This window comes from Bradyrhizobium sp. WYCCWR 13022, assembly GCF_030435535.1.
Lineage (GTDB): Bacteria > Pseudomonadota > Alphaproteobacteria > Rhizobiales > Xanthobacteraceae > Bradyrhizobium.
On the sequence record NZ_JAUIZJ010000023.1, the window covers coordinates 580,057 to 602,820 of the forward strand.

Here is a 22,764-nt window from a genome sequence, read left to right on the forward strand (position 1 = left end):
TGTTTGCGAACAACGCCGCGAAGCGCTTACGCGGCCTCGTCGGCGACGGTGGTGTCGTCGCCATCGGTGTCGTCGGTATCGGCCTCGGCATCCGCCTCGCCTTCACCGTCGGTGGCTTCCGCCTTGGCGTTCGCGCGGCGCGGGCTCTTGGCGAGCTGGGCCTCGATCTCCTTGACCGCTTCGGTCTCGGTCGAGTGCTGCACCACCGCGATCTCGCGGGACAGACGATCGAGCGCCGCTTCATAGAGCTGGCGTTCGCTGTAGGACTGCTCGGGCTGCGATTCAGAGCGATAGAGGTCGCGCACGACTTCCGCGATCGCGACGATGTCGCCCGAATTGATCTTCGCTTCGTATTCCTGGGCGCGGCGGGACCACATGGTGCGCTTGACGCGGGCACGGCCCTTCAGCGTCTCGAGCGCCTTCTTGACGAGGGCGGGCTCGGACAGCTTGCGCATGCCGACGTTGGCGACCTTGGCGGTCGGAACGCGCAGCGTCATCTTGTCCTTGATGAAGTTGATGACGAACAGCTCGAGCTTCGCGCCTGCGATCTCCTGCTCCTCGATGGCCAGGATCTGGCCGACACCGTGAGCGGGATAAACGACGAATTCATTGGCCTTGAAGCCCTGGCGCTGGGTCACGACCTTCTTTTCCTCGACCTTCGGCGCGGGCGCAGCGGCCTTCACGGCCGGCTTGGCAGCAGCGACGGGGGCCTTGGCGGGGGCGGCAGCAACAGGAGCCTTCGGAGCAGCGGGAGCCTTCGGAGCAACGGGCTTGGCAGCGGGAGCCTTGGCAGCAGCAGGCTTGGCAACGGTCGCTTTCGCGGCCGGTTTGGCAGTCTTGTTAGGCATTGCGCTTCTTTTGTTCTTCGAGGACTTTGCAGCCGGCGGCGCCTTGGCGGCGGTCCGACCCTTGGATGCGCTACGGCTGGCCGCGGCGACTTTTTTGGCCTCCTTATGGGAAGCCCTCGCTGAAGTACTCTTTTTACGCGTTTTCTGTGACACAGCCTGCGCGCGGAAACTGCCACGCCCCTGTTCGACATTTGGTTTCACGGGAACCCAACGGGGCCAACTGGGCTGACGGGGGTTCAGCTTAATGTGCTCAATATAGCACATTTCCCGCAAAAATCAATGATTTAGGGGTCTTGAGGGCTGGTTTTCGGCGCTGCCGAAAGTATTAGGGTTAAGTTTGGGCCGGAATTTAGTCTCCGGAGCCGGGGTTCGGAGAAAAATATTTCTCGAACTTGCCTTCCATCCCGTCGAATTCCTTCGCGTCGTCGGGTGATTCTTTCTTCTGGGTGATGTTCGGCCAGCTCTTGGCGTACTGGGTGTTCACTTCCAGCCACTTTTCGAGGCCCGGTTCCGTGTCCGGCTTGATGGCGTCGGCGGGGCATTCCGGCTCGCACACGCCGCAATCGATGCACTCGTCCGGGTGGATGACCAGCATGTTGTCACCCTCGTAGAAACAGTCGACCGGGCAGACCTCGACGCAGTCGGTGTACTTGCACTTGATGCAGTTTTCAGTGACGACGTAAGTCATCCAACGCTCCGAAAAGCTCTTTTAAAAGTCGCGGCTTGCGTAGCGCGGATGGCTCCGCGCTGCAAGGTCGGGAAGCCCCGATCATGACGGCTTTATGTGGTTGATCGACCAAGAAATGAATACGAAGCGCAATTAATTGCGCTTTACGTCGCCGAGCTCTTCGTGCCGAGCTCCTCGTAGAGCACGCGCGCCGAGGCGGCATCGCCGCGGCGCTCGTTGAAGCCGGTCACCTTCAGCACACGCACGGTGCGGTCGAGCGCGACGGTGATGACGTCGCCGAGCTTGATCGCATGGCCGGGTGATTTCTCGCGCGTGCCGTTGATGCGGACATGGCCTGTCACAACGAGCTCGGCGGCGGAGGTGCGCGCCTTCACCACCCGCGCGTGCCACAGCCATTTATCGAGACGCTGCCGCTCGGTGGTCGTGGGATTACTCCTTCCGACCCGCGAGTTGCTCCTTCAGCGCGGCGAGCTTGGCAAACGGAGAGTTCGGGTCCGCGGGGCGATCACGCTCCCGCGGGTTCGCGCTCGATGCGTAGGGGCGCAGCGACGGACCGGACTCGCGATCCCGGCGGTCGCGGCCCTTGTCACGGTCGCGGCCACGATTGTCGCGGCCCTTGTCACGATCACCGCCGAACTTCTTGTTGTCGCGGTTGCGATCGCGATCCTTGTTGTCGCGATCCTTGCCCTGGAAGCTGCGATTGCGGTCGTCGCGGCGCTCACCGCCCTCGCCGCCTTCGCGGCCTTTGCGGAAATCTCTGCCGGCATCGCGACGATGGCCGCCGTGACGATGACGCTCCCCGCGCTTCTCGCCATCGGCCGATTGCGCGGCCTCGCCCTCAGCGGACGCAGCGCCGGCTTGAGCGCCGGCCTGCGGACGCTGGTTGTTGTGGCGCTGATGACGATGGCGCTCGTGGCGCGGCTTGCGATCCTCGTGACGGCCACCGGGACGCCAGACTTCGATCAGCTCGGGCTCGGCGGGCGCGGCAACGGCTTCAGCAGGCGCAGCGGCGTCGGGCGAAGCGATGGCTTCCGTTGCAGCGGTCTCGGCGGGAGCTGCTTCTGCTGCAGCCTCTGCGGGCGCCGCAGGCTCTTCCGCCGGAGGGGCGATGCCGGGGGCATCTTCCGGCGTGACGGGTGCTTCGGGCGAGGCTTCGAGCGCCGGCTCCTCGTGAGCGGGCTCGTCGTGCTGCTCCATGCCGGGCGCGTCTTCGACAGTGACGGCTTCCGGAGCGACTTCGATCGCGGCGTCGGTCGTTTCAGCAGGCGTCTCGGCGGAAGCCTCAGCAGCCGGCGCCTCCGCAGCAACAGGTGCCTCCGCAGCAGCAGGCGCGGCCGGCTTCGGCGGCAGCGGCGGGCGCTTCTCCATGCGATAGCCGAGCGCGCGCAGCACCGAGGCGAAATCCTCGCCGGCGGAGCCGGTGAGCGAGGTCATCGCCTGCGTCACCACGAAGCTGCGGCCGTCGAACGCGCCGGCGGGCTTTTCGCCGGGCGAATTCTCGCGCCATGCCAGCGCCGGGCGGATCAGATCGGCAAGGCGCTCGAGAATGTCGACGCGGACGGCGCGCTCGCCGGCCTGCTTGTAGCCGAGCACGCGATAGGCATCGCGCGGCAAGCTCTTGTCGACCGGGAACGAGGTGCGGCCGGACGAGGCCAGATGCTGCGCACCCGACAATGCCGAGAGATCGACATTGTCCTGCTTCAACGCCCACAAGAGCGCGGCCAGCGCACGCGCGGCGGGCTTGAGGATGCCGGGGAAATAGATGTGGTAAGCGCCGAAGCGGACGCCGTATTTGCGCAGCGTCGCGCGCGAGGGCTGGTCGAGATCCTTCAGCTCGTTCGCGATCTTCGGGCGCTCGAGCACGCCGAGCGCCTCGACCAGCTGATAGGCGATGCCGCGGGCGATGCCCGTGACGTCCTCGGCCTTCGACAGCTCGAACATCGGGCCGAGCAGCTTTTCGATATGGGTCTTGAGCCAGAGGTCGAGCCGCGCCTGCACTTTGTCGCGGGGACCGCCGGTCAGCCGCTCGTCCGAGATGATGCGGATGCGCGGATGCAGCGCCTCCTCCGCGGCGACGAGGCGCGCCACGGCGTCGCCGGTCCAGCGGATGGTGCCGTCCGACGTCAGCACGAACTGGTCGTCCGGCGCGTTGCCGAGCTTTTCGGCGCGCGCATTGATCTCGCCGGCGAGCACCGCTTGCGCGGCAGCCTGCAAGGCTTTCGCATCGGAGCCGGCTTCCGCCGCATCCGGTGCAAAGGTGAAGCCATCGAGGCGGCCGATGACATGGCCTTCGACGATGACTTCGCCGGTCTTGCCGATTTCCGTATTCAAGCTCGTGTTCTCCCGCAGGCGGCGCATCAATACACTGGTCCGGCGATCAACGAAACGCTCAGTCAAGCGTTCGTGGAGCGCATCCGATAATTTATTTTCGACCTCCCGCGCGGTCCCCTGCCAGCGTTCGGGGTCTTTCAGCCAGTCCGGGCGGTTGGCGACGAAGGTCCAGGTGCGGATTTGCGCGATCCGGGCCGACAGCGTGTCGATGTCGCCGTCGACGCGGTCGGCCTGGTCGACCTGGGCGGCGAACCAGGAATCGGGGATGCAGCCCTTCTGCATCAGGAAGCCGTAGAGCGTCGTCACCAGCTCGGCATGGGCGGCGGGCGAGAGCTTGCGGTAATCGGGGACCTGGCAGGCTTCCCACAGGCGCTCCACGGCGGCCTTGCCATGCGCGATATCGCGCACCTCGCCGTCGCGGGCGGCGTGGTCGAGCACGCGCATGTCTTCGGCGATCGGCGCCCGCGTCAGCGTGTCGTGGCCGGGGGCGAGGTTGAGCGAGACCTGGAGCGCGCCGAGGGAGGAGAAATCCAGCTTCGAGTTGCGCCATTGCAGCATCTTCACGGGATCGAAGACGTGGTTCTGGAGCGCGTTCACCAGCTCGGGCTCGAACGGGCCGCAGCGGCCCGTGGTGCCGAAGGTGCCGTTGCGGGTGGCGCGGCCGGCACGGCCGGCGACTTGCGCGAACTCGGCCGGCGTCAGGCGACGGAACTGGTAGCCGTCGAACTTGCGGTCGGAGGCGAAGGCGACGTGGTCGACGTCGAGATTGAGGCCCATGCCGACGGCGTCGGTGGCGACGAGATAGTCGACGTCGCCGTTCTGGAACATCTCGACCTGCGCATTGCGCGTGCGGGGCGAGAGCGAGCCGAGCACCACGGCCGCGCCGCCATGCTGGCGCTTGATCAGCTCGGCGATGGCGTAGACCTCGTCGGCGGAGAAGGCGACGATGGCGGTGCGGCGCGGCTGGCGCGTGATCTTGCGGTCGCCGGCGAATTCGAGCTGCGACAGGCGGGGCCGCGTGATCATGGACACGCCCGGCAGCAGCCGCTCGATGATCGGGCGCATCGTCGCCGCGCCCAGCAGCAGCGTCTCGTCGCGGCCGCGGCGGTTGAGGATGCGGTCGGTGAAGACGTGGCCGCGTTCGAGGTCGGAGGCGATCTGGATCTCGTCGACGGCGAGGAAGGAGACATCGAGATCGCGCGGCATCGCCTCGACGGTCGAGACCCAGTAACGCGGGTTCTTCGGCTTGATCTTCTCTTCGCCCGTCACGAGCGCGACGGCCTCCGGCCCGACGCGGGCGACGATCTTGTTGTAGACCTCGCGCGCGAGCAGGCGCAGCGGCAGGCCGATCAGCCCCGAGGAATGCGCGAGCATCCGTTCGATGGCGAGATGGGTCTTGCCGGTGTTGGTCGGACCGAGCACCGCGGTGACGCCGGAGCCAGGCGCGCGCTCGGAAGCGAAGGGGGAAGGAGGAAAGGCCATGTCCAGCTTATTAGGTAATCGCGATTTTGGCGAATGTCAGTGCTATCTGGGGCGGCGGGGTGCGGGCGCGCGACACTCGCGCAACTGTCTCACTTTGCGACGCTTTTCCCTCGCGCTTTAAGCTTCGGAACGACTCTAGAACGAATCGCGGCCGAATCGCTGACTCCCCCCGGAGTCCCGTTACGTTCACGCAACATCTCGCGGGGCCCTTGTTTCCTGCGCACTAGATGGAGTTTTGGGCCGTCGCACAAGCGACGATTTGGGGGCGGAATTCCTTAAGTTGGGGATGGCGCGGAGTCGAATCAGAATCGGGACGGAGTCAAATGGATTCACGGCAAAGCGGCGCCCCAACGCAATCGCGCGAAAACAACCCCATGCACAGTAGAAAGGGCCTTGCGGCCGATGGCGCGGTGGCGGCGGGTAAGCCGTTGATGTAACGGGGAATCGCAGCGCAGCGCTACTGCGTCTTCGCTACCCGTGGCGGCTGCGCCGTCGTGATGAAGCTGGTCGCTTCCAGCATCGCCGGTCCGAGCGGGGTCGGAACCTTCAGCCAGAACGGCACCAAAATCCTGGTGCCCGCGACCGGGGCGAGCGCGATCTCGATGTTGCGCTGGGCGGCGAGGTACTTGATCACGGGGCGGTCGGGGATGTAGCCGGCCACAGGCACGAAATAGAGCGCGCAGACCACGACCGGGCCATGATAGCCCTTCTCCGCCTTCACGGTCGCCATGCGCTTGAAATCGAGCCTGAGCTCGTAGCGCATGCGGCCGTCGAACACCGGCGCGCTGCCGTGGCAGGCCTCCGGCGACAGCGGATCGCCGGTGCCGGGGACGCGGACCAGCGAGGCGGTCATCGGATCGAACACGCCACGGCGATGCGCATCGGTGACGACGATGCGATCGGGGTCGACCGGCGGCTCCGGAATGATGCCGAACTCCTTCACATTGCCCTTGTCGAGGGTGATGTGGATCTCTTCGGTCTTCTTCGAAGTGGTGGTGGAGGCCTGGTAGGCGGAGGCGACCAGCGCGCCGTTGACGATGCGCCCCTGCGAGGCGCCGGTGCCGGACCCGCCCGCGAAGGATTTCAGGATGCCGGTGGTGCCGCCGGAGGCCGCCGCCGAGAACACATCGTCCTGGATATCGATGTTCCAGGCGCCGCGGCCGACCGGAATGCCTGATAGCGAGGCCTCGTATTGCGCCTCGAGCTTGCCCTGCGCCGCGGCCGGCGCGGCCCCCCACGCCAGCATCAGCCCGCTGATAGCGGCCAAAGCCAGCCTGCCGGCCGCGCGCAGCCGGGGCGGAAAGAGGGTGAGCGTGTGCACGAGACGATCCAATCGGGAAGCGAGTGGTTGTTACTTAAGCCAGTTGCGGCGCTAAGCAATGCATCCAGGCGCCAAAGCCAGGGAACTCACCGGACTATTCATCGGCGATTGCGCCGCTTTTGTGATGGTAAGACGCTTCAAACACTGCCGTTTTGGTGATTGGCCGAACCCGCGGGCTGCGATACCTCTGTCCGCCCATTCCGCTGTCATACCCCGCGAAAGCGGGGTATCCAGTACGCCGAGACGGATCTGGTGAGGCCGAGCTCTCAAACGCCGGCCTCTGGAATACTGGATCGCCCGGTCCAGCCGGGCGATGACACCTGTTGCGTGGCATGAAACCCCGCCCCAAATCCTTGACTACCCGGCCCTCACCCCCTATACGTCCGCCCGCTCCCTGCAAGGACACAGAATTAGCCCCCGTGGCGCCCCGAATGGCGGCCGCAATCGTTGGGGGTTCGAAACAAGGATTTTTGCCATGTCTCGCCGCTGCGAACTGACGGCCAAGGGCCCCCTCGTCGGCCACAAGGTCAGCCACTCCAACATCAAGACCAAGCGCCGCTTCCTGCCGAACCTGGTCAACGTGACCTTCATCTCGGAAGCGCTGGGCCGCAACGTGCGCCTGCGCGTCTCCACCAACGCGGTGAAGAGCGTCGACCACAATGGCGGCCTCGACACCTTTCTGCTCAAGGCCAACGCCGACGCCCTGTCGCCGCGCGCCCTCGAGCTCAAGCGCGCCATCCAGAAGAAGGTCGGCGACGCGCCGGTCAAGAAGGCCAGCTGATCCAATTCCAGAGTTGGGCGGGGGCTAAGTTGCGTCGCGTGGCGTAGGCTTAGCCGAGTAGAATTTTGCGTTGCGGCCGGATCGAAAGATCCGGCCGTTTTTGTTTGTACGAAGACTTTTGACCATTTGCGTTTCAAGTTGTGAGCCACAGCTCAGCCCTTCTATGTATTGGCCTGAGCTCGTGTTAGCCTTGCGCAAATAGCTTCACTGTGAGCTCATCGGTGGCACGAAGTGACCTCCTTCTTTCAATAGTTCGCGCTGGTGCTACCGGCGATCGGGCAGCCTTGCGTTCATCTGTAGAAGCTGCCGTTGCAGAAGAGCGGAGCAAGAACCACCATGTGCTGGCCGATCGCCTGCAAAGAGCGCTTTCAGCCGTCACGATCACACCGCCCGCCAACGTAGCATCAGCGAATTCTCAGTCCGGCAAAGACAGCATTATCGAAACTGTCCCGCGTCGGCGACTGGAAGAATTGATCCTGCCTCTTCCCGTTTCCCAACAAGTAAAGCAACTCATCGAAGAACAACATCGAGCGGACTTACTTCGAGCTCACGGGATGCAGCCGCGACATCGGTTGCTGCTGTCTGGTCCTCCGGGCAATGGCAAGACCTCAATTGCAGAAGCTGTCGCAGAGGCTTTGGCGGTCCCCTTTTTCACTGTTCGATACGATGCGCTCGTTGGCTCGTTCCTTGGCGAAACTAACACGCGTTTGGCGCGACTATTCGACTACGCTCGCACTGTTCCTTGCGTCCTGTTCTTCGACGAATTTGACTCGATCGGGAAAGAGCGCGGGGATAGCCACGAAACCGGTGAGATCAAGCGAGTAGTTTCCTTCTTGCTGATGCAAATTGATCGTTTACCGAGCTACGTTGTAACGGTCGCCGCTACAAACCACGCTGAATTGCTAGATCGAGCAGTATGGCGTCGCTTCGAACTTCGCCTCGCAATGCCTTTGCCATCCCATGATGCGCTAGCAGCTTTCTTAGACCGCCAATTTGAGACTTGGCCAGAGAGTGCCGGCCTATCGGCGAACACCTTAGCCAGCAAATTGGGGGTCATTAGCTTCGCGGAAGCTTTGGATTTCTGCCAAACGGTTCGACGACGGCACATACTTTCACTCGCAAATCGCGAGCTGAAGGATATTCTACGCGAGCAAGTTGAATTATGGACATCAAGGGTTATTGCTACGCCAGATGCCTTACGACCCTCAGAAGCCGCTTCTGCGTCTAAACAGTCCAAGAGACGTCCCAAGACGGCGATCGGGCGGCGGAGGAGGACAAGCAAGACGCTTTGATCGGCAAGCACAAGCGCAGAACCACGGGCCCGTATTTTCTCGACTACAGAATATTCTTAGCCGCCCTGACGCGATCCTTCAGCTCCGATCAGATCCGAACTCCTTAGCCCCAGAACGGCTTCTTGTATTTGAAGTCACTGGCTCGGTGCAGAACTTCGCCAAAGCAATCCAGCGCATCGAAGGATTGGAGTTTGCCGGTGAAGAAGAGCTTGAGGCCGACGACTTCGATACGAGCCCCGAGTTCTATTTGCTTGTCCCTCAATTGGGCGCACTGCAGCAAATCGTTTCACTTTGGGAGCTTTGGGTACGCGAGGGTACCGTCCCAAGAAATTTCACGCCTTGGAGAGACCTATTCTTACAGCTTCGCACTGTTCGCCCTTGGGGGCCCTCCGATCGGGTTTCCCGTGAAAATCAAGAATACTTCCATGATCTCGCGGACGGGGCACCAGATGCCGAACTGTTCAGACTAGAGATTGAACTAGTCTTCAGAAATTCAATCGAGGCGTCGCGATCGACTGAACGCGATGCTCGCCAATCCATTGCGACCATCGGAGGAACGGTCGTTCATCAAACCTATCGACCTGAATTCGCGTACCACGCCGTCCTAGTTGAAGTTCCTGCGACAGAAGTGCGCCGTATCGCTGCGCTCGACCCGACATCGCTCGCCGGCGCAGATCCTATTGTCGCAATCACTCCCCAGAGCATCGGAACTGCTATTGATGTCGCTGATGAGGTGATCTCAGAAGGTATTGCGCGACCTGCCCCCATTAGAGAGCGGCCGATCGCCGCCGTCTTCGATGCGATTCCCGTTCAAGCCCACCCATTGCTTGCCGATCGGCTAAGAATCGATGACCCTGACGATCTTGAGGCTCGTGCGGTTGGCCAGCGTGTACACGGAACGGCGATTGCTTCATTGGTTGTTCACGGCGACCTGAACGATGCACCTTCACCCTTAAGTCGTCAGATCTACTTTAGGCCCGTAATGTATGCGCCTGCGTTTGGCGTAGAGAGATTTGACGAAAACAGACTTGTAGTCGACGTAATCTTCGAAGCTGTCATACGCATGCGAAGCGCTGGCGGGGAAGAAGTGATCATCGTGAACCTATCTCTTGGTGACACGACCAAGCCCTTCTCTGGAAAAATATCTACGTGGGCTCGTGCACTCGATTACCTATCCTACGCGTACGGCATACTCTTCATCATAAGCGCAGGAAATTGCGGCCGCGCGGTTGTTCTAGAGGACTTTCCCGATGAGGCGAGCTTCAGCGCGGCTCCGCTCGAGACAAGGACCCAAACTACTCTCGCAGGCATCGACGCTGTGAAGGCCGATCGCCGAATCCTCGCTCCTGCCGACAGCATTAATTCACTGACGATCGGGGCTTGGCACTATGACTCCTCGCGGGAGACTTTTAGGGGTGCGACACCCTTCATACCTTTCGCCGGTATGGAGATGCCAAACTTCTCCTCTAGACTTGGACCCGGGCTACGACGAGCAATTAAGCCCGAGGCTTTATTTGCTGGAGGCCGAGAAAGGGTTAGGATTGAGCCCGCGTCTTCGCCCGTGAACCTAGCGCCACATCCCAATCCTAGCCGTTTCTGGGGGTTAAGAGTTGCGGCTCCGTCGCAAAATGGGACGTTAGGAACGCACTTCACGATCGGTACAAGCGCTGCCGCTGCTCTGGCTACCCACTCTGGACACCGGATATTCGATGCTCTCGAAGAGGCCTACCCGCAACTCATCCAAGCGATGTCGCTAATCGAGCGCGCCGTTCTTCTAAAGTCGTTTCTGGTCCATTCTGCTTCCTGGCGCGGAAGTGAAGTGTTTGTTCGTGCCGTCGTCGACCCAACATCGACGCTTCATCATGAACATTGGCGGCGCGAGGTTAGTCGCTACTTGGGCTTCGGATTTGTTGACCCTGATAATGTCGTTGCATGCATGAATGACCGTGCGACCCTGTGGGCAACAGGAACACTGGGTCCGGAAGAGTCTATAATCTTTGATCTGCGCGTACCCCAGTCACTTTCTATCTCAGCTGCTGCGAGAGAAATACGCGCCACACTGGCCTGGTTTACCCCTACCCGTCCAGGACACTTGGCTTATCGAGCGGTGAAGCTCAAGATCGATTCACTCGAACGAAGTTCTCTGCAATTGACCGGCGTGACCACTACGTCAGATCAGCCGTCCAATAGCCAGTCTGAAAGTGGAACTGTCGTTCATCGAAGATGGACTAGCTCACAAATCGGCGAAGCGGAGAACGGGGCGACAATTCCGATCCAAATTCAAAGAGAGCGAGATCAAGCGACACCAATAGATGAACCAATTCCATTTGGCTTGGTGATCACCATTGAGATGCCCGGAGAAGCTCAAATATATGAAGAAATTCTCACAAGCATCCAAGTGCGACCGAGAGTACCGATTCGCGCACAAGTGTAACTAAAGCGATTTTCACCGAACGGACTTTAAAATCCGCTATACTCGCCCCGGTAGCATCACCCGGAGGCGCACGCCGTGGACCACGCACCCAACCGCGACCCGAAGAACCTCGTCATCTGCTGCGACGGCACCGGCAACGAGATCTCGGAGAACATCTCCAACGTCCTGAAGCTCTATCGCTGCCTGCGCAAGACCGACAGGACGCAGCCGCGGCAGATGGTGTTCTACGATCCGGGCGTCGGCACGGTGACGAAGCCGTCGACGTGGCACCGGATCAAGGCCGACGTCAACCTGGTGCTGGGGCTCGCCACCGGCTACGGGCTCGATGACAACGTGCTCTCGGCCTATTGCTTCCTGGTCGAGCATTACGCGCCCGGCGACAAGATCTATCTGTTCGGGTTTTCGCGCGGCGCCTACACCGTGCGCGTGCTGGCGGGGCTCATCCACAAGATCGGGCTGATCTCGCCGGAGCAGGCGAACCTCGCAGGCTCGGGCCTCGTCGCCTACAAGCAATATTCCGGCACCGGGCGCGGCAACGATATCTCCGACCTCCAGAATGTCGATGTCGACGACCAGGGGCCGCTACCGCAGGGCACCTTCGACCTCGCCGCGCAGTTCGCGCGCATCACCTCGACGCGCTGGCCGACCATCCACTTCATCGGCGTGTGGGACACGGTGGCGAGCGTGATCGTGCCGCGCGCCGACCGCCTGTTCTTGCCAAGCCTGGAGGAGCTCGCCTTCACGCTGCGCAACCCCAGCGTCGCCATCTTCCGCCAGGCGATCGCGATCGACGAGCGGCGCTGCATGTTCCGCCTGAAGGTGTACGAGGAGCCGCAGGAGTACTGGAGCAACCGCTACGTGCCGGACGAGAAGAAGGTGCCGCAGGACATCATGCAGGTGTGGTTCGCCGGCGTGCACAGCGACGTCGGCGGCGGCTATCCGGAGGCGGAGAGCGGGGAATCGAAATATCCGCTGATCTGGATGATCGACGAGGCCGCGAAGGCCGGGCTGAACTTCAACCCGCGCACCGTGAACCAGCTCGCCTGGGGCATCCAGCGCAAGAACTCGCCGTTCCAGTACGTCCCGCCCGCCTACACCGGCAAGTCGGGGAGCTTGCACGATTCGATGAGCGCGGCCTGGCGCGTGCTGGAATTCATTCCGAAGAGCGCAAAGTACAAGGAATGGCCGGACAGGAAGGTGGTGCTGGGGTTCTACATCCCCGATTGCGAGCCGCGCGTCATTCCCGGCGGCGCGCACGTGCATGAGAGCGTGCTGAAGCGCATGGCGGTGGAGCCGGACTATCATCCGGTGAACATGCCGAAGGAGTTCGTGACGGTGCCGATGCCGGTGGCACCGGGGGTGGATCCGGCTTCGCCTCTCCCGGTTGCGGGAGAGGCCGACGCGCTCGAAGAGCGCGGCGGGTGAGGGCTCTTTCCTCTTGGGGATTATCCCGTTGCGGAGGAAATAGCGGGTGGAGCACCCCGCTACCTCCGCATTCTCCGATCGGCGCCACTTTTCATTAAAATTCTCCGCCCGGCCTTAGCCTGATCGCATCACCTCCGCCGGCATCATGTCAGGCGAGACCTCCGCAAGAACAGCGGAGCAGGAGGACACGTGCCACAGCATCCGCGAAAGTACGCCCGTGTGAAGCCGGCGGGCCTGGTGTCCCGCCAGGCCAAGATCATCACCGACCCGCGCGCGCCTGTGATCCCGTGCACGCTGATCGACTATTCGCCTGGCGGCGCCTGCGTCGATCTCGGCGGGCAGGTGAACATCCCCGACCGCTTCGAGCTGCTGCACGTCAACACCAAGAAGCGCTGCCGCATCGCGTGGAAGCGCGGCACGCGGGTGGGCGTGGTGTTTTAGGCGCGCTGAACAGGCTGCTTTTCAAACGCATCGATGTGAGCCGAAGACGTCGCCAAGCACCCCGCTCGGCTCCCTCCCCCCTTGTGGGGGAGGGTTGGGGAGAGCGGTGGCTCAGCAAACGGTGCTGATTGGCGGCAACGGAATCGCGCTGGAGTCGATAGGGCGCGCCGTGTGACCACCCCTCTCCCTAGCCCTCCCCCACAAGGGGGGAGGGAACGCAGCGTGCGTGTCGCACGATCCCTCGCAACAATAACAACCTCACGCCTTTCGCATCCTGGCCTTCGCGCCCGCGACGATCTGCATGGCCACGCCGCCGATCCAGCCGAGGAACACCAGCCAGGTCAGCGCGTCGTGCGGCTCGAGGCGGAGCACGATGACGGCGACGGAGGCGAGCGCCGTGAGCGTGGCGCAGAGGGTGCCGGCGGAGCTCAGGAGCTCGGCGGCGTCGATATGACTGTGCGCGTCATCGAAGGGAAGTTGCGGCGTGTCGATGCCGAGATAGAAGCCGACGATGCCGAGCAGCATCATCAGCAGCAGAAAGCCCTGCGTGGTGAGCGCGGGTATCGCCGATCCGACATAGGCGCCGACGAACAGCCCGCACGCGGCGCCCGCCATCGCGAGGCCCAATCGCTCGAACACGTGAGCAGTCTTGCGAACACGAAACCGCATGGCGGACCTCCGTGATGCCGCGGATGGGTCAGAGGTTAGGCCCATTTTGGCCTGGGTGGAAGGTTAGGAGAGTTACGGATGCGCGGGTTCTGTGTTGCTCCCTCTCCCCGTTCCCCGCGGGGGCGCGACGCGCTTCGCTCGCGCGGGGAGGCGAAGACAGCTCACCGCGCCCCGAACGTGGTCTTGCCGAACAGCGCCTTCTGCGTGGACGGCTGCGAGCGCCAGTATTGCGGGGGCGCCTCGACTTCGCCACCGAGTTCGGCGGCGGCGTGCCAGCCCCAGCGGGGGTCGTAGAGCATGCCGCGGGCGAGCGCGACCATGTCGGCCTTGCCGCTGGCGACGATCTCCTCGGCGTGCCTTGCTTCCGTGATCAGGCCGACGGCGATGGTCGGCAGGCCGGTCTCGCGCCTGATCGCATCTGCGAACTGGACCTGGTAGCCGGGGCCGAGCGTGATCTTCTGCAGCGGCGAGACGCCGCCGGAGGAAGCGTCGATCCAGTCGACGCCGCGCGCCTTCAGCGCCCTGGCGAACTCGATGGTCTGCGCGAGATCCCAGCCGCCCTCGACCCAATCGGTCGACGACACCCGCATGCCGACCGGCTTGTCGTGCGGAAACACGCTGCGCACCGCATCATAGATCTCGAGCGGGAAGCGCATGCGGTTTTCGAGCGAGCCGCCATATTCGTCGGTGCGCCGGTTCGAGATCGGCGACAGGAATTGATGCATGAGATAGCCGTGCGCGCCGTGCAGCTCGATCGCATCGATGCCGATGCGCTCCGCGCGCTTTGCGCTGTCGACGAAGGCCTCGCGGATGCGCTTCAAGCCGGCAGCATCGAGCGCGACCGGCGCCGCCTCGCCCTCCTTGTGCGGCACGGCCGACGGCGCCACCGTCTGCCAGCCGCCCTCGCTCAGCGGAATGAGCTGGCCGCCGTCCCAGGGCTTCGCGCTGGACGCCTTGCGGCCCGCATGGGCGAGCTGCATCGCGATCGCCGTGTGCGAGTGTTTCCGCACCGAGCCGAGGATCTGCTTCAGCGCGGCTTCGGAGGCGTCGTTGTAGAGCCCGAGGCAGCCCGGCGTGATGCGGCCGATCGCTTCCACATGGGTCGCCTCGATGCAGAACATCGCCGCGCCAGACAGCGCCAGATTGTTGATGTGGGTGAAATGCCAGTCGGTGGGAACGCCGTCTTCGGCCGAATACTGGCACATCGGCGACACCACGAGACGGTTCTTCAGCGTCAGGCCGCGCAGCTTGATCGGGGAAAACAGGGCGCTCATGCGAGGGGGATCCGGGGATGGAGGGATGGAAGCAATTGCATGGAGTGTAGTGGGCGGATGGCGGATTGCGAGTTGCGCAGCGGGCATGGCAGCGCGCGGGGCCATGCATTGCCGCTGGACAACGGTTTCGTGTCCCGGACGCAGCGCAGCGCGCAGCGGTGCTGCTCGCCGGGGACACGAGAGCGCTATCAGGCGGGGTACAGCGAGGCTATTCCACCAGCGTGAACTGCAACAGCAGGGTGCGCTGGAGCAGCGAGAAATTATCGTCCGACACCATGGTCAGCACGGTCTCGCCCTCCGCCGTGACATGGGCGTCGATGCCTTCCATGTTGTCGACCTCGTGGCCGAGATCGGCCTCGAACAGCACGGGGCCGTCGACCACTGCGCCCGGCGCGATCGCCTTCAACGGCAGCGAGCGGATGCGGATGTTGATGCCGGTGAACCAGGAGAATTTGCGCTCGAGGATCAGCAGCTCTCCGGACGGCAGCAGCACCGCATCGCTGATGAACTGCTTGTCGGTGCGCCTGACGCTGAACTGGCCGGGCGACGGACCGCCGATCAAAAAGCCGATCAGGTTGCCGTCGGCATCGATGCCGCCTTCCGACATCGCGATCAGCGTGCCCGCGAGCGGCTGACCCTTCATGTCCTTCGGCACGAACACCAGCGCCTCGAGCCCCTTGTTGGTGGGCAGCTTGCGCAAGCCTGATGGCGTCGGCAGCACCTCGCCGCGGGCGCGCGTGCCGCCGCTGGCGAAATCGAAGCGCATGATCTGGTTGACGCGCTCGAGCCCGACATAAACGGTCGAGCCGTCGCGCGCGAGCGACTCGGTATCGTACCAGAGCCGCTTCTCGGTGATCGGCCGGCCCTCGGCGTTCAGCATCGGCGCGACCTCGACGTCGTCGAGCCCGACCATCCTGCTGCCGGCATAGCGGATGGCGCCGGTGAACCAGGCGCCCTGATCGGACAGCGCGAGGAAGCGCTCGCCCTTGTCGTCGAGAAAGCGCAGGCCTGACAGGCCGCCGAAGCCGCGATGCGGCGAAGTCAGGACGAGGCCGCTGCGATATTGCAGGGAGCCGAAGCGCACGCGCGAACGGTCGCGCGGCTCGAAGGACGGGATTGGCCGCGCGTTGACCTCGATGCTGGCGGGCGCGGTGACGGCATGCTCGGGCTGCGCGGGCCTGGCAACGGCCTGCGCTTGCGCGAGCCGAGGCAGAGCGAGAGTGGAAAATCCCGCCGCCGCGTGGCCAATGAAGCTGCGGCGGGATTGAAGCGTGCTCACGAATGCAGTTTGCGTCGCGGGCGATTGGCCGGTTGTGTCGGCGCCGTGTTGGTCTCGCTGAAGAGTTCGGCGAGCTTCTCGGTGATGGCGCCGCCGAGCTCCTCGGCATCCACGATCGTCACCGCGCGGCGGTAGTAGCGCGTCACGTCATGGCCGATGCCGATCGCGATCAGTTCGACCGGCGAACGGGTCTCGATCTCCTCGATGATGTGGCGCAAATGCCGCTCGAGGTAATTGCCGGGGTTGACCGACAGCGTGGAATCGTCGACCGGCGCACCGTCCGAGATCATCATCAGGATCTTGCGCTGCTCGGGCCGGCCGAGCAGGCGCTTGTGCGCCCAGTCGAGCGCCTCGCCGTCGATGTTCTCCTTCAGCAGGCCCTCGCGCATCATCAGGCCGAGGTTCTTCCGCGCACGGCGCCAGGGCGCGTCGGCGGACTTGTAGATGATGTGGCGGAGATCGTTGAGGCGGCCGGGATTGGCCGGCTTGCCGGCGGCGAGCCACGCCTCGCGCGATTGCCCGCCCTTCCAGGCGCGCGTGGTGAAGCCCAGGATCTCGACCTTGACGCCGCAACGCTCCAGCGTGCGGGCGAGAATGTCGGCGCAGGTCGCCGCGACCGTGATCGGGCGGCCGCGCATCGAGCCGGAATTGTCGAGCAGCAGCGTGACCACCGTGTCGCGGAACGTCGCCTCCTTCTCGTGCATGAAGGACAGCGGGTGATAGGGATCGGTGACGACGCGCGACAGGCGCGCGGGGTCCAAAATGCCCTCTTCGAGATCGAACTCCCAGGCGCGGTTCTGCTGCGCCATCAGGCGGCGCTGCAGGCGGTTGGCGAGGCGCGCGACGATGCCCTGAAGATGCGCGAGCTGCTTGTCGAGATAGGCGCGCAGGCGCTCCAGCTCGTCATGGTCGCAGAGATCCTCGGCGGCGATGACCTCGTCGAACTTGGGCGCGAAGGCGTGATATTCCGGCCCGCGCGGCTCGTTCTTGCCGTGCGCGTTCGGACGCGTCGCCTCGCCCGGCGTCTCGTCGTCGCCGAGCTCGCCGTCGTCGAAGGTGTCCGAGGTCGAGGCCTGCGCGCTTTCCATCGCGCTCTCGCTCATCTCCTCGCTGGAGGCCTGCGCCTGGTCGGCGCTCATCTCCTGCGCGGCGTCGGAATCCGGCGAGCCTTCCGCACCGGACTGATCGTTGTCGCCGTCCTGGTTCTCGTCGTTGTCGTCGTTGTCCTCGCTGTCGGCGTTGCGCTCGTCGCCGAGCTCGAGCGCGGTCAGCAGGTCATGCACGGCATCGCCGAACCTGGTCTGGTCCTCGACCACGCCGTCGAGCCGGTCGAGCCGCTTGCCGATCTTGTCTTCGAGAATGGGACGCCAGAGATCGACCATCTTCCTGGCGGCCGCGGGCGGCGCGAGGCCCGTGAGGCGCTCGCGCACCAGCATCGCCAGCGCATCGGCGAGCGGCGCGTCGGCGCGGTCGGTGATCTCGTCGAACTTGCCGCGATGGAAGTGATCGTCGAGCATCGCGGTGAGGTTTTTCGCAACGCCCGCCATGCGGCGCGCGCCGATCGCCTCGACCCTCGCCTGCTCCACCGCCTCGAACACGCCGCGCGCCTGCGGATTGCCGGGCATCAGCTTGCGATGCAGTTTTGCGTCGTGACAGGCGATCTTGAGCGCGATCGAGTCCGCGTGGCCGCGCACGATCGCCGCGTCGCGTTTTGTCATCTTGCGCGCGGGCTCGGGCAGCCGCGCCTTGCCGGGCGCGAGGCCCGGGCGCTCGGCCGCGAAGGAGACGTCGAGCTCGGGCGACTTCGCGATCGCCTTCAGGCAGGACGCCACCGAGCGCTTGAACGGCTCGGTCGGGGCTTCCTTGCTGTTGCGGAATTTGGAGTTGGAGGTGGTCATGTCACCTTGATCCGTCGCCCCGGCGAAGGCCGGGACGACACACCGAGAGGGAAATCAGGACAGCGCCACGTTGACTGCCGATTCCGGCAGCTCCGCGTTGAAGCAGCGCTGGTAGAACTCGGCGACCAGGGGACGCTCGAGCTCGTCGCACTTGTTGAGGAAGGTGACGCGGAAGGCGAAGCCGATATCGCCGAAGATGTCGGCGTTTTCCGCCCAGGTGATCACCGTGCGCGGGCTCATCACCGTGGACAGATCGCCATTGGCGAAGGCGTTACGGGTCAGATCGGCAAGGCGCACCATCTTGTTGACGATGTCGCGGCCTTCCTGGGTGCGATAGTGCTTGGCCTTGGCCAGCACGATCTCCACTTCCTCGTCGTGGCTGAGATAGTTCAGCGTGGTGACGATCGACCAGCGGTCCATCTGGCCCTGGTTGATCTGCTGGGTGCCGTGGTAGAGGCCCGAGGTATCGCCGAGGCCGACCGTGTTGGCGGTCGCGAACAGGCGGAACGCCGGATGCGGCTTGATCACCTTGTTCTGGTCGAGCAGCGTCAGGCGGCCGGAGACTTCCAGCACGCGCTGGATCACGAACATCACGTCCGGACGGCCGGCGTCGTATTCGTCGAACACCAGCGCGACGTTGTTCTGCAGCGCCCAGGGCAGGATGCCGTCACGGAATTCGGTGACCTGCTTGCCGTCGCGGACCACGATGGAGTCCTTGCCGACGAGGTCGATACGGCTGATGTGGCTGTCGAGGTTGACACGCACGCAGGGCCAGTTCAGGCGAGCGGCGACCTGCTCGATATGGGTGGATTTGCCGGTGCCGTGATAGCCGGTGACCATCACGCGGCGGTTGCGGGCGAAGCCGGCGAGAATGGCAAGCGTGGTGGCGCGGTCGAAACGGTAGTCGGAATCGACTTCAGGGACGTGAGGATCGACTTCGGAATAGGCCGGCACTTCGAGATCGCTGTCGATCCCGAACACCTGGCGCACCGACACCTTCATGTCGGGCAAACCGGAAACTTCCTCAACTTTGGACAGGGCGGCGGTCGTCATCAATCCTCCGAGGCCCCGGGCGGTCCCGAGACCAGTTATTTGCACGTTGGCTGCGGCTGGGTGCGGCTGCGAACCTATCAGAGACAACGTGCCGGCAGAAGCCCGCGCGCCAATCAAAGTTCCGTTGTCTTTTCATTTAGATAGGCAAGGAACGCGATTTTGGGAAGGCTGCCCTGCAAATCTCGCCCAAATTTCGCGCCGGACAGCCGCCTGCCCAAGCAAATGGCACTTTCTTCGCCCCGTCTTACTTATGTAAGGGTCTGAACCCGAATGCCCCAGCCCGTGACAGAGACGACGTGACGTCCTTCCTTGATCCCCTGATCTCCTTCGTCTCAGTCCATGCGTGGCTGGCTTATCTGACCCTGTTCCTGGCAGCGCTGCTCGAAGCTGTGCCGGTGGTGGGATCGGTGATCCCGGGCTCGACCATCATCCTGGCGCTGAGCGCGCTGGTTCCCGGCGGAGAGTTGAAGCTGCAATGGGTGCTGCTGGCGGCCGTCACCGGCGCCGTGCTCGGCGACGGATCGGCTTACTGGGTCGGGCATCGGCAGCAGCGCGAAATCCTCGACACCTGGCCGCTCGCGAATTACCCGCGCGTGGTCGAGGAGAGCGAGGCCTTCTTCCATCGCTTCGGCACCTGGGCCGTGTTCTTCGCCCGCTTCGTGCCGCCGATCCGCGCCTTCGTGCCGATTACCGCCGGCGCGCTCGACATGGCGCCGGCCAAATTCTACGCGGTGAACATCCCGGCGATCCTGGTCTGGGCGCCGGCCCATGTGCTGCCGGGCGTCCTGGCGGTTTCGGCTCTGCACCAATATGCCGGCCTGCCGCACCATGAGCATATCGGCAAGCACATCTGGATTTTCAGCGTCGTCGGCATCGCGATCGTGCTGGGGCTGGCGATCTGGACCATCCGCCGGAGGCACGGCAGCGTTGTCGCGGCGGCCAAGCCCCGAGGCTGAATTTAGCTAGGCTCCGGCCCTCCGCCCCGGCGCCGGCCCCACATACCGTGCCCGCGGCCGGATCAGCTTGCCGAACTGCAATTGCTCGCTGGCATGCGCGATCCAGCCGACGCTGCGGGCCATCGCGAAGAGCGCGAGCTCGCTGCCTGCAGGCAGGCGCAGCGCGTGCACGAGCACGGCGAGCACGTAGTCGATGTTGACGAACTCGCCGGTCGCCTCCGCAATCCGATCCGGCACCTCTTTCGTGAATTTGCGCGGTGCGCCGGCGCGCGCCAGCGCATTCAGCAACGATTGCGCACGGGGATCGCCGCGCTTGTAGACGCCGTGGCCGAAGCCCGGAAAACGCTCGCCGAGCGCAACGCGCTCGCGCACCATCGGCTCGACGTCGCGATCGACCAATGTCTTGACCAGTTGCGAGGCCAGCACGCCGGCGCCGCCATGCTTTGGTCCTTTCAGCGCAGCGAGGCCGGCGATGACGGAATCGTAGAGACTGAGCCCGGTCGAAGCCGCGCAGCGCGCCGTGAAGGTCGAGGCGTTCAGCTCGTGATCGGCGAGCAGCACCAGTGCACGGCGGATGAGATCGCCCGCATGCTTGTTGTCGGCAGCCCAGGCGCGCGCAATCTGCTGATGCAAGGCGTCGGATGACGGCTCGGAATTCAGCATCGTGGCAACGAGGAGCCGGACGATGCGCGCGCCGACCATCGCGCGGCCATCCGGCGCGCGGGTGAAGGCGCGGGAATCGGCGCTCGTCGCGAGCGCGAGCACGGCGATCGCACGATCGATCGGCGCCGCGCGTCGTGCAGCTTCCGCAATCGCACGCATCTCATCGGAGATTTTCGGCTGATTGTCGGGCGCGAAGGGATCGACGTCGGCGACGTCCCAGAGCAGCGTTGCGGTGTGCTCCAGCGTGTCGTTCTCGGCGAGATCGACGCAGTTCACGCCGCGATAGATGGCGCCTTCCTCGGTGATGGTCGAGATCTCCGTATCCATGACAGGCAGATCGGCATCGAAACTGCGCAAGCCCCGCGGCTCCGGCGACGGCACCCGACGCTCCTTCAGTGCGCGGACATCCTCGGCGCGGTAGCGGTTCTTGCGCGAGTCGGGCGTCGGCTCCGAGCGGATCAGGCCGCGGCTGACATAGGCGTAGAGCGTGGCCGGCGAGATCGCGAGCTCGGCCGCGGCTTCCCGGGCGGAGAGATACAGACCTTCAGAATTTTTCATATTGATTGATGTAATCAAGATTGATCAATCTGTCGAGAGGCCCGATTTTCCCACGGTGCAGTGCAAAAGGGAGATTTGGGCCATGAACATCCACCTCACCAAAAGCCAGATCGGGCTGGACGGCGTTCCCGCAGCCGAAACCGTGCTGAGCCATGTCGATGGCGAGCGCGGCGAGTTGATCATTGCCGGCGAGCATGTCGGCACGCTCGCCTCCGCCTCGAGTTTCGAGGGCGTCACCGCTCGGCTCTGGAATGGCGCCAGCCAGACCACGCTGAGCGAAGCCAATGTGCGGGCGAGCCTGGGGGCGGCGCGCGAGCGCGCCTTTGCTCGGCTTTCCGGCCTGCTGCCGACGACGCAAGGCATGGGGATCGTCGACGGGTTTCGTGCGGCGGTCGCGGGCTTGCGCGCCGAGGACGGCCTCGCGCATGAAGCGACCATCGTCGGCGCGTTTCCGGTTATCGCGGGCGCGCTGGTCCGGCGCGCAAAAGGGCTCGATCCGGTCGCACCCGATCCGAACCTCAGCCACGCCGCCGATACGCTGCGCATGCTGCATGGGCACGCGCCGGCCGCACGCGAGGTCACTGCGCTCGATGCCTATCTCGTCACCGCCAGTGATCACGGCATGAACGCCTCGACCTTCACCGCACGCGTGGTGGCCTCGACACAGGCCGATCTGTTCGCGGCCGTCACCGCCGGCTATTGCGCGCTCACCGGTCCGCTGCATGGCGGCGCGCCGGAGCCGGTGCTGGAAATGCTCGACGCGATCGGATCGCGCGAGCGGATCCAGCCCTGGGTCGATGCGGCGCTGGCGCGCGGCGAACGGATGATGGGCTTTGGCCACCGCGTCTATCGCGTGCGCGATCCGCGCGCCGATGTGCTGAAGACCGCGGTCGAGGCGCTCGCGTCCAACGGCGCCGATCTGCCGTTTGCCGGCGAGGTCGAAGCCTATATCCGCGCAGCACTCCGCAAAAAGAATCCAGAGCGGCCGCTGGAGACCAATGTCGAGTTCTTCACCGCGATCCTGCTCGATGCGCTGACGATTCCAAGGCAGGCCTTCACGCCGATCTTCGCGGTGGCGCGTAGTGCAGGATGGACCGCGCACGCGCGCGAACAGCAGCGGACGGGCCGGTTGATCCGGCCGAGTTCGTCCTATGTGGGCGCGATGCCGAAGCCATACGTTGCGTGATGAGGTAGCGCGGGTGGAACGAAGCGCTTTCCCTCTCCCCTTGTGGGAGAGGGGTTCTCTCCGCGCGAACCTCGCGCATCTGAATTCGCGGATGCAACCCCTCATCCGGCGCTAGCGTGAGCAACCGGCGACATAGGTAACAGATCAAACCGACGACATGGGTAACACAATTCTCGTTTCGTTCA

At 64.1% G+C, this 22,764-nt stretch carries 17 protein-coding genes and 1 pseudogene; 7 read left to right on the top strand and 11 right to left on the bottom strand.

Annotated features, from left to right (window positions below; translation table 11 throughout):
• Nucleotides 1-26 precede the first annotated feature (26 nt).
• The 5 genes and pseudogenes from QY049_RS29790 to QY049_RS29810 form a co-directional block, all read right to left on the bottom strand.
• Nucleotides 27-848: a CarD family transcriptional regulator gene (locus QY049_RS29790; RefSeq protein WP_194479144.1), complete on the bottom strand. Its 822-nt coding sequence runs from the start codon at nt 846-848 to the stop codon at nt 27-29.
• A 349-nt stretch (nt 849-1,197) separates the two neighbouring features.
• Complete coding sequence (gene fdxA, locus QY049_RS29795) at nt 1,198-1,536, bottom strand: ferredoxin FdxA (RefSeq protein ID WP_194479143.1); 339 nt, start codon at nt 1,534-1,536, stop codon at nt 1,198-1,200.
• A 143-nt stretch (nt 1,537-1,679) separates the two neighbouring features.
• A pseudogene (locus QY049_RS29800) lies at nt 1,680-1,952 on the bottom strand (RNA-binding S4 domain-containing protein); the annotation flags it as partial.
• A gap of 13 nt (nt 1,953-1,965) precedes the next feature.
• Entirely contained in the window at nt 1,966-5,349 is a 3,384-nt protein-coding gene (locus tag QY049_RS29805; RefSeq protein ID WP_258764728.1) for a helicase-related protein, read from the bottom strand.
• A gap of 457 nt (nt 5,350-5,806) precedes the next feature.
• On the bottom strand, nt 5,807-6,616 hold the full coding sequence (locus QY049_RS29810) for a DUF3108 domain-containing protein (protein WP_258767107.1): 810 nt from the start codon (nt 6,614-6,616) through the stop codon (nt 5,807-5,809).
• A 529-nt stretch (nt 6,617-7,145) separates the two neighbouring features.
• Here QY049_RS29810 and rpmB point away from each other — a divergent pair.
• The 5 genes from rpmB (at nt 7,146) to QY049_RS29835 (ending at nt 13,043) form a co-directional block, all read left to right on the top strand.
• Nucleotides 7,146-7,451, top strand: coding sequence for a 50S ribosomal protein L28 (gene rpmB / locus QY049_RS29815; RefSeq protein ID WP_258764727.1), 306 nt, complete (start codon nt 7,146-7,148; stop codon nt 7,449-7,451).
• A 221-nt stretch (nt 7,452-7,672) separates the two neighbouring features.
• Nucleotides 7,673-8,743, top strand: coding sequence for an AAA family ATPase (locus tag QY049_RS29820; RefSeq protein ID WP_258764725.1), 1,071 nt, complete (start codon nt 7,673-7,675; stop codon nt 8,741-8,743).
• Nucleotides 8,744-8,888: 145 nt separating this feature from the next.
• A complete protein-coding gene (locus QY049_RS29825; RefSeq protein ID WP_258764724.1) occupies nt 8,889-11,177 on the top strand; it encodes a S8 family peptidase in 2,289 nt (762 codons plus the stop codon).
• Between the two features lie 75 nt (nt 11,178-11,252).
• Nucleotides 11,253-12,602: a DUF2235 domain-containing protein gene (locus QY049_RS29830; RefSeq protein WP_258764723.1), complete on the top strand. Its 1,350-nt coding sequence runs from the start codon at nt 11,253-11,255 to the stop codon at nt 12,600-12,602.
• Between the two features lie 189 nt (nt 12,603-12,791).
• Nucleotides 12,792-13,043, top strand: a complete 252-nt coding sequence (locus QY049_RS29835) for a PilZ domain-containing protein (protein WP_258764722.1) — start codon at nt 12,792-12,794, stop codon at nt 13,041-13,043.
• A 258-nt stretch (nt 13,044-13,301) separates the two neighbouring features.
• Here QY049_RS29835 and QY049_RS29840 read toward each other — a convergent pair whose 3' ends face one another.
• The 5 genes from QY049_RS29840 to cobS form a co-directional block, all read right to left on the bottom strand.
• Nucleotides 13,302-13,712 carry a hypothetical protein gene (locus QY049_RS29840; protein WP_194479136.1) on the bottom strand — a complete coding sequence of 137 codons (411 nt, stop codon included), beginning with the start codon at nt 13,710-13,712 and terminating at the stop codon, nt 13,302-13,304.
• 161 nt (nt 13,713-13,873) lie between these two features.
• Complete coding sequence (locus QY049_RS29845) at nt 13,874-14,986, bottom strand: NADH:flavin oxidoreductase/NADH oxidase (protein ID WP_258764721.1); 1,113 nt, start codon at nt 14,984-14,986, stop codon at nt 13,874-13,876.
• Nucleotides 14,987-15,194: 208 nt separating this feature from the next.
• Nucleotides 15,195-16,265: an esterase-like activity of phytase family protein gene (locus QY049_RS29850; RefSeq protein ID WP_258764720.1), complete on the bottom strand. Its 1,071-nt coding sequence runs from the start codon at nt 16,263-16,265 to the stop codon at nt 15,195-15,197.
• Complete coding sequence (cobT, locus tag QY049_RS29855) at nt 16,262-18,163, bottom strand: cobaltochelatase subunit CobT (protein ID WP_258764719.1); 1,902 nt, start codon at nt 18,161-18,163, stop codon at nt 16,262-16,264. Before cobT ends, QY049_RS29850 begins: the two co-directional genes overlap by 4 nt.
• Nucleotides 18,164-18,217: 54 nt before the next feature.
• A complete protein-coding gene (cobS, locus tag QY049_RS29860) occupies nt 18,218-19,216 on the bottom strand; it encodes a cobaltochelatase subunit CobS (RefSeq protein WP_028141859.1) in 999 nt (332 codons plus the stop codon).
• A gap of 296 nt (nt 19,217-19,512) precedes the next feature.
• Between cobS and QY049_RS29865 the strand changes: the two genes are divergently transcribed.
• The gene (locus QY049_RS29865) at nt 19,513-20,172 is read left to right on the top strand and encodes a DedA family protein (protein ID WP_194479132.1); all 660 of its coding nucleotides are present in this window, start codon (nt 19,513-19,515) and stop codon (nt 20,170-20,172) included.
• A 6-nt stretch (nt 20,173-20,178) separates the two neighbouring features.
• Here QY049_RS29865 and QY049_RS29870 read toward each other — a convergent pair whose 3' ends face one another.
• Complete coding sequence (locus tag QY049_RS29870) at nt 20,179-21,393, bottom strand: citrate synthase family protein (protein ID WP_194479131.1); 1,215 nt, start codon at nt 21,391-21,393, stop codon at nt 20,179-20,181.
• Between the two features lie 82 nt (nt 21,394-21,475).
• Between QY049_RS29870 and QY049_RS29875 the strand changes: the two genes are divergently transcribed.
• Nucleotides 21,476-22,579, top strand: a complete 1,104-nt coding sequence (locus QY049_RS29875) for a citrate synthase/methylcitrate synthase (protein WP_258764717.1) — start codon at nt 21,476-21,478, stop codon at nt 22,577-22,579.
• Nucleotides 22,580-22,764 lie beyond the last annotated feature (185 nt).

Bases quoted from the DNA above. Each gene is read 5' to 3' on its own strand.
- QY049_RS29790 (WP_194479144.1), bottom strand. From the start codon at position 848: ATGCCTAACAAGACTGCCAAACCGGCCGCGAAAGCGACCGTTGCCAAG.
- fdxA (WP_194479143.1), bottom strand. From the start codon at position 1,536: ATGACTTACGTCGTCACTGAAAACTGCATCAAGTGCAAGTACACCGAC.
- QY049_RS29805 (WP_258764728.1), bottom strand. From the start codon at position 5,349: ATGGCCTTTCCTCCTTCCCCCTTCGCTTCCGAGCGCGCGCCTGGCTCC.
- rpmB (WP_258764727.1), top strand. From the start codon at position 7,146: ATGTCTCGCCGCTGCGAACTGACGGCCAAGGGCCCCCTCGTCGGCCAC.
- QY049_RS29840 (WP_194479136.1), bottom strand. From the start codon at position 13,712: ATGCGGTTTCGTGTTCGCAAGACTGCTCACGTGTTCGAGCGATTGGGC.
- QY049_RS29845 (WP_258764721.1), bottom strand. From the start codon at position 14,986: ATGAGCGCCCTGTTTTCCCCGATCAAGCTGCGCGGCCTGACGCTGAAG.
- cobT (WP_258764719.1), bottom strand. From the start codon at position 18,163: ATGACCACCTCCAACTCCAAATTCCGCAACAGCAAGGAAGCCCCGACC.
- cobS (WP_028141859.1), bottom strand. From the start codon at position 19,216: ATGACGACCGCCGCCCTGTCCAAAGTTGAGGAAGTTTCCGGTTTGCCC.
- QY049_RS29870 (WP_194479131.1), bottom strand. From the start codon at position 21,393: ATGAAAAATTCTGAAGGTCTGTATCTCTCCGCCCGGGAAGCCGCGGCC.
- QY049_RS29875 (WP_258764717.1), top strand. From the start codon at position 21,476: ATGAACATCCACCTCACCAAAAGCCAGATCGGGCTGGACGGCGTTCCC.